Origin of the sequence: Paenibacillus sp. JMULE4, assembly GCF_013337105.1 — a bacterium.
Lineage (GTDB): Bacteria > Bacillota > Bacilli > Paenibacillales > NBRC-103111 > Paenibacillus_G > Paenibacillus_G naphthalenovorans.
This window is the reverse complement of sequence record NZ_SGWF01000003.1, coordinates 1-13,060: the sequence shown is the minus strand read 5'-3', so window position 1 is coordinate 13,060 and position 13,060 is coordinate 1. Positions and strand designations below refer to the sequence as shown.

Here is a 13,060-nt window from a genome sequence, read left to right as displayed (position 1 = left end):
GGAGGTAAACTATGCAGCAAGTGATGAACGACGTTGAAATTCGCGGTGCCTATAAAAAATTCGGCACCAATGTGGTGTTGGGCGGCGTCGATCTCGATGTCAAGCAGGGTGAATTGCTCACCCTGCTTGGCCCCTCGGGCTGCGGCAAAACAACAACGCTCAATTTGATCGCCGGCTTCATCGATGCCGATCAGGGCGAACTGTATATTAAAGGAAAGCGGATGAACGGCGTTCCGCCTTATAAGCGTGACCTGGGCATGGTGTTCCAGGGGTACTCCCTGTTTCCGCATATGACGGTTTACGAAAATTTGGAGTTTGGTCTGAAGCTGCATAAAGTAGACAAAACGGAAAGCGGCAGCCGCATTAAGAACGCACTGGAGATTGTGAAAATGACGGGACTCGAGCAGCGTTATCCGAGGGAGCTGTCCGGAGGCCAGCGGCAGCGCGTAGCGATCGCGCGGGCGCTGGTTGTCCAGCCTAAGCTGCTGCTGCTTGACGAGCCGTTAAGCAATCTGGACGCGAAATTACGCCAGGAGCTGCGGATGGAAATCAAGCGTCTGCAGAAAGAGGTAGGCGTAACAACGATTTTCGTCACGCACGATCAGGAAGAAGCCTTGTCGATGTCGGACCGGATCGTCATCATGGATCGGGGAAAAGTCGAACAGGTGGGAACGCCCACTGAAATTTACGCGAACCCCAGAAGCGAATTCGTGTTCAATTTTATTGGTAAATCCAATAGTATGCACGGTTCTATTGTCCATATCGATGCGAATAACATTACGGTACAGCGGGAAAATGGAGAACAAATGCTTGTGGAAGCCGGGAATGTGATGGGAGCAGACCGCTTATGCTCCATCGGGGATCAAGTCAAGCTCTATATCCGGCCGGAGAAAGTAGCCATCGGTCCGGTCTCCGATGCGGATTACGATCTGCATACCGTGCGTATCACGCAAATGAATTATTTGGGGTCTTCCTGGGAAATATTCACATCATTTCAAGGAGATTCTTTACAGGTGCAATGCAGCGATATTGATCCCGCCTGGACGATTGGAAGCGAGGTGAAGATCGGATGGAAACCATCGGACGTCATGCTAATCAAGCAGTAGACGCCGGCGCTCAGCCTTCTTCCCCGCCCGATCTGCCGAAAAGACGCAGAAGACATGCAAGACTGGTGTCCGGATGGCTGATGCTGGCTCCGCTCTTGCTCTTCATCATTGGATTTTTCGTCGTACCTATGCTTTATATCTTTTATTTAAGTTTTATTGAGGTGGACGAAGCGTCAGGTCATGCAGCGTACGGCATTCAAAACTATATTAAATTTTTCACCGACCCGTATTATATGAATTCGCTTTGGCTTACGATCAAAGTCAGCGTATACACGGTGATCGTCTCGCTTGTTCTCGGTTATCCGGTAGCCTTAACGATGTCCAAATGCTCGCCGGGCGTAAGAGGATTGCTGGCTTTGCTCGTAGCCTCGCCGCTGCTAGTCAGTATTGTGGTGAGAAATTTCGGCTGGTTTTTGCTGCTTATGCCTAACGGAACGATAAACCAAATCCTGACCTCCCTGCGTATCGTTGATTCCCCTCTGAAGCTGTTGTTTTCAGAGATTGGGGTCGTCATCGGGATGTCCAACGCCTATTTGCCGTTCATGATTCTGGCCATTGCGACCAGCTTGTACAATATCGATCCGTCGCTGGAAAAAGCGAGCTCCATTCTGGGCGCCAATCCATTTCGCACCTTTCTGTCGGTCACGCTGCCGCTCAGCCTCCCGGGCATCGTTTCCGGAGTAGCGCTTGTATTCAGCATGTCTATGAGCTCTTATGTGACGCCGGCCCTCATGGGGGGGCCCAACGTGCCGATGATGCCTGTGGTGGTCTATGATCAGATTCTACATTTGCTGCGCTGGACTTACGGATCAGCCATCTCCTACGTGCTGCTTGGCATCACGCTGATCATGGTGACCGTGTTTACGCGGATGTTTGAAAAAGGACGATTCAGGGAGGCGTTCCGTTGATGAAAATAACCGGAAAAGTCCGTATGCTGATTACTGTGCTGGTCATCGTCTATATCCTTCTCCCGCTTCTGGTCATCATTCCGGCCTCCTTCACCCGCGCAAGCTTCCCAAGCTTTCCGCCGCAAGGATTTTCATTCCAGTGGTACGTGATGCTGCTCGACCGGCCCGAATTTATTGAGGCGTTCCTGAACAGCACCAAGTTCGCGCTCTTGGCCTCGCTGATCTCGGTCATGCTCGGTACGCTGGCCGCTCTCGCATTGGCGAAGTATGATATGCCCGGCAAAACGTATCTGGTATCGCTGCTGACGGCTCCTCTGACGGTCCCGCAGCTTGTTTTAGGCGTCGCGTTGTTAATTTATTTTACCCCGATGCTTCTCGCGGGTACGTCAACCGGCTTTTTGATCGCACACATCATTATTTGCGTGCCTTATGTCGTCCGCTTCGTCATCACCGGGCTGAGCGGATTCGACTATACACTGGAAAGAGCGGCCATGATCCTGGGCGCCAAACCCATCACCGTATTCTGGAAGGTCACCCTGCCTTTGATTCGGCCGGCCATTTTATCGGGAGCGCTATTTTCTTTTCTCACTTCTTTTGATAATGTTACAGTATCCCTGTTTATGGTATCGCCGGGTATGCGAACACTTCCGCTGGAAGTCTTCTCCCAGATGCAGGATGCTTACAGCCCGCTTATCGCATCCGTGTCCGGTATTGTTATTTTTATCTCGGCAGCGCTGATCCTCGTCCTGGAGAAAATCCACGGAGTAGGGAGAATGATCGGAAAATCCCATTCATGAGGCGGAGGGGACTCATTCATGATTCCGATAAACACTTTGTTTATCGCAGGACACGCCAAGCTGCCCACAGGCATGGCCGCCAAAAATGTATATGACTCGCTCACCATCACAGCGGAGATCGACAAAAAATACGGCGTTATTCTGGAAGCCTCCTGCACGTTGGCCACAGAGCATGGACGAGATTATGTCAGTAGCCTGTTAAGAGGCTTCAGTCTTCAAGACGGCATAGAAGAACCGATCAGAGTCCTTCAGCATCATTATCGCGGCAGGGCCGCCAACGCTCTGGCCGCCGCCTTGAAAGACCTGCATTTGCAGTACGAACATCTCAAGGGAAAAACCTAGCATGCTTCGTGTCCAACCCAAAGCCCTTTCTCCAATGGTGAAGTAGGAATTACCCATTGGAAAAAGGGCTTCTTTTTAAGAATTATACTTCCGAGAAAATTCCGCGCTGACGCATCAGCTCCCGGTACAGCTCAGGATGCTTCTCGAAAGGCGCCCTTCCATGCATCCAAAATCCATTGTTCAGCATAATGAGCTGTCCTACAGGCAGAGGCATGGCAATGGTAGCGGGACTATTCTCCAAAGAGTCGGAAAACTCCTGCAGATAGACGGCTTGATCAATCGTTTCGGGATAAACGAATTGATCGATAAAGCAGACACAAATGCCGTTGTTTTGTTTGAAGAAGGTTTTTCGCTTCACCGTTATACTGGTATTTTTGCTTGGCGGCGATTTATAAGTGAAAGGATAAGACCCCAGCGGATGGCTGCTGAACTTCTCCAGCTCTTCCCAATCGTCCAGGTGCAGAATTCTGGATTCTCCTCCCACCGCATTGCGCTCCTCAAATTTCATCATCAGCAGCCAATCGGTGGCTTCTTCCACAAACGTCCCGTCAGTATGAAGAGTGAATAGACGGTAAGCCTGACGCAAATATGAATCGCTGTTGTCCGTATCCTTGACGGTGAACCGGGCGTAATAGGTGCCGGTCATGGCGTCGAAATTGGGGGTTCCAACCAAGTGGCTGACGGCGGTGCCGAATTTAACATAATCTTCCGGATCGACGGTTTGCCCCTGAACGCCGATGGTGAACCCGCCGGACTGGCGGTCATGCAGAATATGGCGTATAGCCTGCCCGAGCGATGCGCCGAACAATTCCTCCAGCCTTGCGGCCAATATAAACCGCTTATACGGCACGTACTCCAGCGCTTGCGTGCCCACATCCCGAAACGAGGAGAAAAACGTTTGCAAAAGTCCGTTATCCAATTCAATATGATACAGCCGCGAATGATCCGGATGGGGTACGATTTCAAACCCCGGATGTTTCTGTACAAAAGTCCTGTCCCGATGGCTTACCCACATACTCATAAAACCAAATCCCTCCTGTAGGTTTGATATGATGCGGGCACCGCCTTATCGATGTGCTAAAAAACGCAAAAAGCCAGCAGATCATTCAACGACGAATGATCGTGCTGGCTTAAACCTGCTTCCATTCTCTGTGGATCAGAGTTCAACAAGTTTCTCAGCGTTTCTATTCCATGATAAGGGTGGTGCTGCCGCTTTTCATTCACGGATCTTGCAAGGGCTGGCAAGCAAGACGCGAATGATCACATGTGATTATATTCATCATATGCTACAATGGCTTCCCGTGTCAATTCCTGGATTCAAAATAGATGCCGCCGCAAGCATGAGGGCTGTGGAATTCCCTCTTTTACCTGACCGCAGCGCTCATTTTTCTTCTTCCCCAGCTTAAAGACATGGCCAAGCTGATGATCAAAATGACTGCCCCGAACAAATAAGGGAAATTGACATGAACATCAAACAGGATGCCGGCCACGGCCGGACCGAAAATATTGCCGATGCTCATATACGCATTGTTCATGCCCGCAACATATCCCTGTTCGTCCCCCGCCATTTTGGAAAGCAGCGTATTGATCGCGGGACGCAGGATGGACGTGAAGGAAAAAAACAAAGTCGTAAGCACAAGGATGTACCAGAAGTTCCCGGACAGCAGCATCAGCACCATAGTCAACGCGGACAAAAAGAACGTCAAGTTGATCAATGTCTTTTCGCCGAAACGGTTAATCAGCCTTCCGATGAGCACCGCCTGCACCACTGCGCCGATCAAGGCTCCTACGGTAATGAGTACCGCGATATCGCGGGAGGTGTAGCTGTACTTATGATCCACGAACAGCGGGAAGACCGCTTCAAAATTGGCAAGGCCGAACGTCAGCGTGAAAATAAGCACCAGCAGGATCAAATACGGCGCTTTGAACGATTTGCCGAACTGCCGCCAGATGTTCTCTTTCCTTTCCGTCGAGAGTCTGGCCGCCTGCCGCTGCTCGACCGACCGGGTCTCCTTAAGCAGGCTCAAGGAAAGCAGCATCGCGAAGCCGCCTACCGCCGCAGATACATAGAATGGTGCGCGAATGCCAAGCTCGGCAAGAAAACCGCCGATCCCGGGACCGATGACAAAGCCCAGCGACATCGCGGCGCCCAGCATCCCAAGACCTTTGCCCCGGCCCTCTTCGCTGGTAATGTCGGCTACATACGCCAGCATAGCGGGAATCATGGCCGCGGCCCCAATGCCTCCGATCAAACGCGAAACGTACAGCTGCCACATCTCGTGAGCAACAGCGAATAAAAAATTGGAAAAACTGAAAAGCGCGAGTCCCGACACAATCATCAGCTTTCTGCCATACTTATCCGACCATTCCCCCGCAATGGGTGAAAACAAAAACTGGGTCAATCCCATGGCGGCAACCAGATAGCCCGCCGCCTTGCCTCCGGCGTCAAAGGCCTTCAAAAAATCCGGCAATACGGGAATGATTAATCCTATCCCAAGCATAGCGATAAACATGTTGATCATCAGCATGCTCAAAGCTGCGTTATTATTTTGTTTCATTTTTACTCTCCTTACTACCTATCCAAATATCTGTAACAGCAGGTACGAATTCCATCCCATCCTACAGAATAATTGACGGATTAACTAAAAGTCAATTTGTAAGATTAAACATCTCCTGAACACTTCGCCGCATGAAGCTGCCTTGACAGTCCGGCAAAGCTCCATCTATGATATAGAAAATTTCATGCGGCGCAAGGTCCGGCATTCTTTATACTGATAATAAAGGAGATACAACTCATGGCTCAACGAAGATTACTGACCGATCAAGACTTCCAGGAGGCGATGGATCGGCAGGTCGCTGTACGTGTTTTTCAGAATGACCATATTGTAGATTCGGGCGGAATCATCATTCGTTTTACCGATACGTCCATTGTGACCCAGTCCGGCGTCAGCGATGTAACCTATCATCAGCGGAATGCATGTGAATTTTTTGAGATGAAAAAGCGGTAAATAAAAAGCAGGTCACCCATGTCAGACGAACGGTGACCTGTTTTTGTTGCAATCTTTTGTAATTTGTTTTAATGATTATCCTTGCAAAGCTTGTTTCACGGTTTCTTTCAGAGGAGTCTCCGATCCGATCAGCTTCCGGAGATCGTCAGACGTTCTGGACGTTTCGCCCTGGGAAACCGCATGATAGATACCGGCAAACAGTGCGGCAACGGGTTCAGGAAAACCGGCGCCCTGGAGTATATTTTTCTCCTCCTCAAAGGATACGGACTGATGCACGATTTTCTTACCGGCCACTTCGGAGACGATTTGAGCCAGCTCATCATAGCTCCACGTTTGATTCGACACCAGATTATACGTTTTGTTCTCATGACCTTCCCCTGCAAGAACCTCCGCCGCAGCCAGGGCCAAATCACCGCGGGTTACCGTATTCAGTCTTCCGCTTCCCGTATTCGTAACGATGGCCCCTTGCTCCAGGGATGCGCTCAAGCCCGGGTTCACGAACACTTCCGTATATAAAGAGTTGCGCAGGAATGTATAAGGAATTTTCGTCGTACGAATCATATACTCTGTAGCCAGGTGTACATGAGCCAGAGGGATATTGGATTCCTCGGCAAAAGCAAAACCGGTATAGGCGATATATTTTACGCCTGCATCTCTGGCCGCTTTTACGACATTCGCATGCTGAACGATGCGCAGCGTGTCATCCGAATCGGGGCTGGAAATAAAGAGCAGCTTATCGGCGCCGGCAAACGCTTTTTGAAGAGATTCCGGTTGCGAATAATCCCCATGGCGAACTTCTACTCCCAGATTGGCGAGAGCGGAGGCTTTCTCCACATTACGGACAACAGCAACGATTTGATTGGCGGGTACCTTTTTGAGCAGGTGCTGAATCACCTGACCTCCAAGCTCACCTGTAGCGCCGGTAATAAAAATAGACATGAGACATTCCTTCCCTTCTTTGGATTATAGTTTAAGGGTGAATTTATTATAACCAATTTGGTTACAACGAATGCAAAAAAATAGAGAACAAGATCGGTTACAGCACATATTAAAAACCCTCACATCGAGTCCTTTCAGACAGACCGTTAACGGCGGCAGTTGAACTTGTCAAAAGCCTTTTTTCTCGCTAAGTTCCGTCACCAGCTGCTTTAACGTCACTTGAGCCAATCGCTGTTCCATGGCATTCTGGGCCTCTATCATATTCTTTCGCAGAACCGATTCGATATTGGCTCCAACCGGACAAACCGGGTTAGGATGCTCGTGGAAATTGAACAGACCGCCCTTCTCGGCGACTTCAACCGCTTTATAGACATCAAGTAAAGTGATTTCATCCAGCTCTTTGCGCAGATAAGTTCCGCCGGTTCCGGCCTTTACGTAAACCAAGCCGGCATTCTTGAGCTGTCCGATGATTCTTCGGATAATGACCGGATTCGTATTTACGCTTGCGGCGATGAAATCCGACGTGCACGGCGATGAGCTCAGCGATACGAGCGACAAGATGTGGACCGCGATCGAAAAGCGGCTGCTGATTTTTTTCATATGTTTCACCCTCTTGTTGTAACCATTATAGTTCCAGCGCAAAAGAATGTCAACAGCCTACACCCTGCGCTTGCTTGTGTTCTACATTTTACGCCGCTCTTAGTTTAATTCCATTTCCATTTTGTCCGATAAATCATCGGGATTTATGCTTAATGGAGCATGCCGGTCTTCAAGGTTCAGCATGACTCTAACCTGGATGGTATAGCGTCCTTTGGGAACACGTTTCCCTTGGTTGTCTTTGAGATCCCATACTTCTGTGAATGAGAGCGTATCGGCTTTCTTCAATGAACTGACGATCAGCGCTTGAGTGAAGGCTTTATTGACGGACCATCTGTATATTTCCTCATTGGCCTCGTTATATACATAAATATCATACTTTTGGCCGGAGCTGTAAGATATTTGCAGGTCCTTGCCGGAGGTGTTGCGGACAGAAAAGCTGAACTTCATGCGATCGCCTTCCTGTTTTGCTTCCAGTGTCGTATCAAAATAGCCTGTAACGGACTTGGCAGGTTCTTTTTCGTGTTTTTCCTCTTTTTCCAACTCCTCCGTTCCTCCCGGATGCACCTCTGCCGTTTTGGAGGGACTGGATTCAGCGGAAAAGTTGTTTTGCTGCCCATCATGGGAACAAGCCATAAGTACGGCCGGTATGACGATGAAACACAGTACAGATTTCATTCTGCCTTTTCGCATAAACCGATCACCTCCATGTTTAGACGTAATGAGATTTATAATTGTTGCAATGGGCGGAATCGAACGGGTTGAAATTGTAATCGAATTGAAATCTTATTATCATGATTCTTTAATATAAGTAGCCTATACTTATTAGTGACCCCCCTTTTTTTATATATAACCCTTAGACCCGTGGCCCGTAGCTTGCGGGTCTCTTTTTTTGACCCCGGTGATCCGCTGTGCTTGATCCCTTTGTTATGCCCAGCTTCCCATATTCCACCGGCTTTTCTCCACCAGCATCTTGTTGTCCGAGACAATCTCTTTTAAATTCTTACCTCCGTTTATACAGGCCGTTCAAGCGAAAAAATGTCTCCCAGCTTGCTGTAGCTGCTGCCGGCAAGCCGGCTTACCGGCTTAAGCCCTTCCGGATCGATCTGCCCGTTCCGAACCAGCTCATCGGCAATGTGAAAAAATACGACGCGGCCAATCAACAAATCGCAGGCGGGCCTCTCTTCGGATCCGCCGAGAGGAATGGACCGTTCAAGCACGCACTCCATGCGGATTTTCGCTTCAGCTACACCAGGCACCGCTATTTTCTCGCTTGGGACAGGTGAAAGCCCGGCTAATTGAACTTCACTCTCCTCCGGCCCCAAACTGGCGGCGGTTTGATTAATTTTTTCGATATAGGATTCGTCGCTGATATGAACGACAAAAGCGCCCGTATCCTGCGCATTCCTGGCCGTATCTTTAAGCAGACCCTGATTGCGCTGCACCGATACGGATACCATCGGAGGATTCGATGTAACGATATTAAAATAACTGAACGGGGCAGCGTTCAACACCCCCTTCTTGGAAAGGGTGGTCACAAACGCAACGGGTCTGGGTATAATGCTCCCGATCATTAACTTATAGTTATCCCTATCGCTCTGGCTGAGCGGATCGATCGATATCACGTTCATTCTCCTTTCGGCATCATGGTCCCGTTCATTATTGCTTTACTAAATATGGACTGAACCAATCCGCGGCCGCTTGCACTTCCGAGCCCGTCAGCTGATGGCCCCGGTTTTCCCAATGTACGGTAACGCTTGCACCGGCTCCTTCCAACAAGTGCTGCAGCTCTTCGGTTTCCTGCGGAGCACAGATCGGATCGTTCCTGCCTGCCCCGATAAAGACCGGTGTGCCCGTCAGATCCGGCAGCTCTGCGCCGCGGCGCGGCACCATCGGATGATGCAGAACGGCTCCTTTTAAGGAATCCTTGTGATGAAACAAGAGGCTTCCCGCGATATTGGCCCCATTGGAATATCCGACGGCCACCATATTGTGGCGATCCAGCCCGTATTCATCCGCAGCCTGGTCCAGAAAATCATTCAGCTCCTTCGTCCTGAACAACAGATCCTCCTCGTCAAATACGCCCTCCGCAAGTCGTCTGAAAAACCTCGGCATGCCGTTTTCAAGCACATTGCCTCTTACGCTCAGTACGGATGCAGCCGGTGCAATGATCTGAGCCAGCGGCAGCAAATCGTTTTCGGTTCCGCCCGTTCCGTGTAAAAGGACAAGCGTCGGCAATGAGGGGTCCGTTCCTTTTTGAAAAATATGCTTCATGGTTTATCCTCCCCCAAAACACGAATTTGAATAGGCGGCAGCCCCTGTTCGATGGCAGCGCGATGCGGTTCATACCATTCGGGAAGCATCAGCTTTTCGCCTAAGGCGTCAACCGGCTCATCCAGCGCAAACCCCGGCGGATCCGTAGCGATTTCAAAGAGAATTCCCCCTTCTTCGCGGAAATAAATCGCATTGAAATACTGCCGGTCTACGACAGGAGTCGGCTGAAACCCGTTCTGAAGAAGCCGGGTTCTCCACAATTGGTGGTCCTCATCATCCTTCGCACGCCATGCAATATGATGAACGGTACCGGCCCCGCCAATACCTGAACCTACGGGCGCAGCATTGATGTCGATCACGTTGCCCAGATCGCCTATGGCTTTAAAGCGGACAAAGCCGTTTTCTTGACCTATCTTTTCAAGGCCCATCACCTGCTGCAGCACATTCATGGTTTTATCAGGCGCGTTACTGTAAAGCACGGCGCCTCCGAAGCCTTTGATGGCTTTGTCCGGCGTTACGCCTCCGAACGCCCACTGACTCCGGGGACCCTCCTCCCGCTCGACGATCTCCAGTTGCAGGCCGTCTTTATCCTTAAATTGGAGGTACTCTTCAGAAAACCTCTCTGTCCGGGTAAACGGGATGTTGAATTGCTGCAGTCGCTCTTCCCAGAAGGCGAGCGCGCCCTGCGGCACGACAAACGTGGTGAATCCGACCTGACCTCCTCCAATCCTCCCGCGCCGTGCACCAGCCCACGGGAAGAACGTGATCGCGGTGCCCGGGCTGCCTACCTCGTTGCCGAAATACAAATGATATACTTCCGGTGCGTCAAAGTTGATCGTCTTTTTGACGAGCCTAAGGCCAAGCACCCCGGCATAAAAGTCAACGTTGTCCTGTGCGTCTGTAACAAAAGCGGTAATGTGATGGATCCCCATGGTTTGTTGAAGCATGTGATTTCACCCTCCTGTTTGGTTAATGGTGACTCTGTAAAACAAAAACGGCTATTCTATCTTCTGGGCTTCCAACCCCAGTTTTTTTAACAGCACAATGGCGTCTGCTTTTTCCTCCGGTGTGAGTCCCCCCATGATGGACTCGATCACGTCGGCATGGTCCGGAAAAATCGCACGAATAAAATCGGTTCCCGCATCGGTGATAACGGCATACGTCACTCTGCGATCCTCGGAACAAGGAACCCTTTTCAGGTATCCTTTCTTTTCCAGCTTATCGATATTGTAGGTAATGCTTCCGCTGGTCACCAAAATTTTATCACCGATCTGCTGAAGCGGGATTTTCCCCTTGTGATACAGCAGTTCCAGCACGGTAAATTCCGTCGCGGAGAGACCGTATTTTTTCATATCTCTCATTGCGCGATCCATAATCACTTTATAAGCTTTGGAAAGCACAACCAGCAATTTTAGCGAAAGCTCCCGGTTATTCGCCGGTTTGGACTCGTTCCCATTTGTCATCTTTCTTCATCCTCAAAATATTAAATTTAAAAATCTTTAATTTAAGATAAATATACGCTTCATTTAAAGTATTGTCAACATGCATGGATTAAAAACGACAGCATTGCCTCACAGCGGAGGTTGTTCATGGCAAGGGATCATGTGAACATAGGCTGTAAACCTCTTTCGGACCATTTTCATCCTTCCCGGCTTAGGATATAATGAGGGAATTAGAGAAAACAGGGGTGGAGAATCCATGTACAAAATGCTTGCCATTGATATCGACGATACGCTGATTAATGATAAGAAACAAATTACGGAGGGAACCAAACAAGCGCTGTCCGCCGCTGTATCCCAAGGGGTGATCGTCACGCTGGCCACCGGCCGCATGTATGCTTCCGCCAAGCAGCTGGCAGCTGAGCTCTCGCTGAATGTGCCGCTGATTACCTATATGGGATCGTTGGTCAAGAACGCGCTCGACGGCCAGGTATTGTACGAACGTACCGTGCCTTTGGACGCCGCCCGGGCCATCTTTGAGTTCTGCCGTGACCGCGGCCTGCACCTGCAAACTTATGTGGATGATGTGTTATACGTGCAAGAAAGCAACGAGAAAGCCGAGGCGTACGCGGCACTATCGAAAATTCCGTATACGGTATACCCTGATTTCGAAAAGCTTGTCCTCATGCCGTCGGCCAAACTTCTGATTATCGACGACTCGGAGGTACTGGACCGGATTGCCCCTTCATTGCGCGAGCTTGCAGGCGGCAGCGTGCACATGACGAAGTCAAAGCCGCATTTTCTGGAAATCGTCCATGCCGAAGGGACCAAGGGGCACGCGTTATCTCATTTGGCGCAGTATTTCGGCCTGGAGCTATCCCAGGTCATCGCGATCGGGGACAGCTGGAACGACCGCGAGATGCTGGAGGTAGCCGGGCTCGGCGTAGCGATGGGGAATGCCGTCGATGCTCTGAAGGAAATTGCCGATTACGTCACATTGAGCAATAATGATGACGGAATCAAGCATGTTGTGGAGAAGTTCATCCTGCAAACCGCGTAAAGGATAAACAGGGTATCCATATAGATTGCCATACCGCCGCAAAACGAGACGAAGCTCTTATGGAGGCGGAACGCCTATCCCATCACACGCTTCCCCCAGCCTGCAGAAATCACCGTGCCATCATCGGCCGCATGTTCAATAAGCGCATGTGCTTCCTGCATATGGCTTTGGCTTTTAGGGGCATAAACAAGGAAGGCCCGTATTTAAAAACAAGAAGCAGTTGTCATTGCGGCAATCTGCTTTTTTTGTATTTAGGGTTGTTTGAAACCGAACCGAACCATTTCATGTAATGGCCAGAGCCATCTCTACCCTGCTCTCCCGCGTCCGGCAGCGGTACTGTCACGCTGGACGCGCTCGGGCAAATTGCAGCGATCCAAGTTGGCGGTGACACGCTGATCCCGCGGACTCTGATCCCGTACGCCGAAATTCGCGGTATCCGTCCGTTCAAGTAATCCAGGCGCAGCCTGAAGCCGGTTGTACCGGAACTGCCGTTATGACGGCCGCAGCTAAGTCCATCCTGCGCCTCCTACAACACGGGAGCCTCCCGGTATAGGCCCGAGCGGATAAAAAGGTGCAAGCATCTCCCTTTT

The 13,060-nt window shown here is 50.3% G+C and carries 15 protein-coding genes; 6 read left to right on the top strand and 9 right to left on the bottom strand.

The genetic code is table 11. From position 1 onward, the window contains the following. Window positions 1-11 precede the first annotated feature (11 nt). From EXW96_RS01275 to EXW96_RS01260, 4 genes are all read left to right on the top strand, one after another. Complete coding sequence (locus EXW96_RS01275; RefSeq protein WP_054818479.1) at window positions 12-1,106, top strand: ABC transporter ATP-binding protein; 1,095 nt, start codon at window positions 12-14, stop codon at window positions 1,104-1,106. Window positions 1,107-1,186: 80 nt separating this feature from the next. After that, complete coding sequence (locus EXW96_RS01270; protein ID WP_235594361.1) at window positions 1,187-2,014, top strand: ABC transporter permease; 828 nt, start codon at window positions 1,187-1,189, stop codon at window positions 2,012-2,014. Further along, window positions 2,014-2,811 (top strand): ABC transporter permease, encoded by a 798-nt coding sequence (locus tag EXW96_RS01265; RefSeq protein WP_062409721.1) that lies wholly within the window; start codon window positions 2,014-2,016, stop codon window positions 2,809-2,811. The genes EXW96_RS01270 and EXW96_RS01265 overlap by 1 nt, the downstream gene beginning before the upstream one ends. A gap of 18 nt (window positions 2,812-2,829) precedes the next feature. Beyond that, window positions 2,830-3,153, top strand: coding sequence for a DUF3870 domain-containing protein (locus EXW96_RS01260; protein WP_171005908.1), 324 nt, complete (start codon window positions 2,830-2,832; stop codon window positions 3,151-3,153). An 82-nt stretch (window positions 3,154-3,235) separates the two neighbouring features. Here the strand turns inward: EXW96_RS01260 and glaH are convergent, their stop codons facing one another. Both glaH and EXW96_RS01250 read right to left on the bottom strand, forming a co-directional pair. Further along, window positions 3,236-4,174, bottom strand: coding sequence for a glutarate dioxygenase GlaH (glaH, locus tag EXW96_RS01255; protein ID WP_062409722.1), 939 nt, complete (start codon window positions 4,172-4,174; stop codon window positions 3,236-3,238). Between the two features lie 343 nt (window positions 4,175-4,517). After that, a complete protein-coding gene (locus tag EXW96_RS01250; RefSeq protein WP_174349661.1) occupies window positions 4,518-5,711 on the bottom strand; it encodes an MFS transporter in 1,194 nt (397 codons plus the stop codon). A gap of 237 nt (window positions 5,712-5,948) precedes the next feature. Here EXW96_RS01250 and EXW96_RS01245 point away from each other — a divergent pair, with 237 nt between their 5' ends. Continuing rightward, window positions 5,949-6,161 (top strand): hypothetical protein, encoded by a 213-nt coding sequence (locus EXW96_RS01245; protein ID WP_062409724.1) that lies wholly within the window; start codon window positions 5,949-5,951, stop codon window positions 6,159-6,161. Between the two features lie 75 nt (window positions 6,162-6,236). Here EXW96_RS01245 and EXW96_RS01240 read toward each other — a convergent pair whose 3' ends face one another. From EXW96_RS01240 to EXW96_RS01210, 7 genes are all read right to left on the bottom strand, one after another. Then, window positions 6,237-7,100 (bottom strand): SDR family oxidoreductase, encoded by an 864-nt coding sequence (locus tag EXW96_RS01240; protein WP_174349660.1) that lies wholly within the window; start codon window positions 7,098-7,100, stop codon window positions 6,237-6,239. A 168-nt stretch (window positions 7,101-7,268) separates the two neighbouring features. Then, window positions 7,269-7,700 carry an Rrf2 family transcriptional regulator gene (locus tag EXW96_RS01235; protein WP_054818476.1) on the bottom strand — a complete coding sequence of 144 codons (432 nt, stop codon included), beginning with the start codon at window positions 7,698-7,700 and terminating at the stop codon, window positions 7,269-7,271. Window positions 7,701-7,799: 99 nt separating this feature from the next. Further along, window positions 7,800-8,390: a BsuPI-related putative proteinase inhibitor gene (locus EXW96_RS01230; protein ID WP_074728738.1), complete on the bottom strand. Its 591-nt coding sequence runs from the start codon at window positions 8,388-8,390 to the stop codon at window positions 7,800-7,802. A 320-nt stretch (window positions 8,391-8,710) separates the two neighbouring features. Beyond that, window positions 8,711-9,322 (bottom strand): flavin reductase family protein, encoded by a 612-nt coding sequence (locus EXW96_RS01225; RefSeq protein WP_062409727.1) that lies wholly within the window; start codon window positions 9,320-9,322, stop codon window positions 8,711-8,713. Window positions 9,323-9,356: 34 nt separating this feature from the next. Continuing rightward, a complete protein-coding gene (locus EXW96_RS01220; RefSeq protein ID WP_062409728.1) occupies window positions 9,357-9,971 on the bottom strand; it encodes an alpha/beta hydrolase in 615 nt (204 codons plus the stop codon). After that, window positions 9,968-10,918 carry a ring-cleaving dioxygenase gene (locus EXW96_RS01215; RefSeq protein WP_174349659.1) on the bottom strand — a complete coding sequence of 317 codons (951 nt, stop codon included), beginning with the start codon at window positions 10,916-10,918 and terminating at the stop codon, window positions 9,968-9,970. The genes EXW96_RS01220 and EXW96_RS01215 overlap by 4 nt, the downstream gene beginning before the upstream one ends. A 51-nt stretch (window positions 10,919-10,969) precedes the next feature. Next, a complete protein-coding gene (locus EXW96_RS01210) occupies window positions 10,970-11,434 on the bottom strand; it encodes a MarR family winged helix-turn-helix transcriptional regulator (protein WP_062409730.1) in 465 nt (154 codons plus the stop codon). 235 nt (window positions 11,435-11,669) lie between these two features. Here EXW96_RS01210 and EXW96_RS01205 point away from each other — a divergent pair, with 235 nt between their 5' ends. Beyond that, window positions 11,670-12,470, top strand: coding sequence for a Cof-type HAD-IIB family hydrolase (locus EXW96_RS01205; RefSeq protein WP_174349658.1), 801 nt, complete (start codon window positions 11,670-11,672; stop codon window positions 12,468-12,470). Window positions 12,471-13,060: the final 590 nt, after the last annotated feature.

What these genes read in the sequence shown, in the direction of transcription:
- glaH (WP_062409722.1), bottom strand. Translation starts at nt 4,174, where the DNA reads ATGAGTATGTGGGTAAGCCATCGGGACAGGACTTTTGTACAGAAACAT.
- EXW96_RS01270 (WP_235594361.1), top strand. Translation starts at nt 1,187, where the DNA reads ATGCTGGCTCCGCTCTTGCTCTTCATCATTGGATTTTTCGTCGTACCT.
- EXW96_RS01240 (WP_174349660.1), bottom strand. Translation starts at nt 7,100, where the DNA reads ATGTCTATTTTTATTACCGGCGCTACAGGTGAGCTTGGAGGTCAGGTG.
- EXW96_RS01230 (WP_074728738.1), bottom strand. Translation starts at nt 8,390, where the DNA reads ATGCGAAAAGGCAGAATGAAATCTGTACTGTGTTTCATCGTCATACCG.
- EXW96_RS01260 (WP_171005908.1), top strand. Translation starts at nt 2,830, where the DNA reads ATGATTCCGATAAACACTTTGTTTATCGCAGGACACGCCAAGCTGCCC.
- EXW96_RS01215 (WP_174349659.1), bottom strand. Translation starts at nt 10,918, where the DNA reads ATGCTTCAACAAACCATGGGGATCCATCACATTACCGCTTTTGTTACA.
- EXW96_RS01265 (WP_062409721.1), top strand. Translation starts at nt 2,014, where the DNA reads ATGAAAATAACCGGAAAAGTCCGTATGCTGATTACTGTGCTGGTCATC.
- EXW96_RS01275 (WP_054818479.1), top strand. Translation starts at nt 12, where the DNA reads ATGCAGCAAGTGATGAACGACGTTGAAATTCGCGGTGCCTATAAAAAA.
- EXW96_RS01250 (WP_174349661.1), bottom strand. Translation starts at nt 5,711, where the DNA reads ATGAAACAAAATAATAACGCAGCTTTGAGCATGCTGATGATCAACATG.
- EXW96_RS01245 (WP_062409724.1), top strand. Translation starts at nt 5,949, where the DNA reads ATGGCTCAACGAAGATTACTGACCGATCAAGACTTCCAGGAGGCGATG.
- EXW96_RS01205 (WP_174349658.1), top strand. Translation starts at nt 11,670, where the DNA reads ATGTACAAAATGCTTGCCATTGATATCGACGATACGCTGATTAATGAT.
- EXW96_RS01210 (WP_062409730.1), bottom strand. Translation starts at nt 11,434, where the DNA reads ATGACAAATGGGAACGAGTCCAAACCGGCGAATAACCGGGAGCTTTCG.
- EXW96_RS01235 (WP_054818476.1), bottom strand. Translation starts at nt 7,700, where the DNA reads ATGAAAAAAATCAGCAGCCGCTTTTCGATCGCGGTCCACATCTTGTCG.
- EXW96_RS01220 (WP_062409728.1), bottom strand. Translation starts at nt 9,971, where the DNA reads ATGAAGCATATTTTTCAAAAAGGAACGGACCCCTCATTGCCGACGCTT.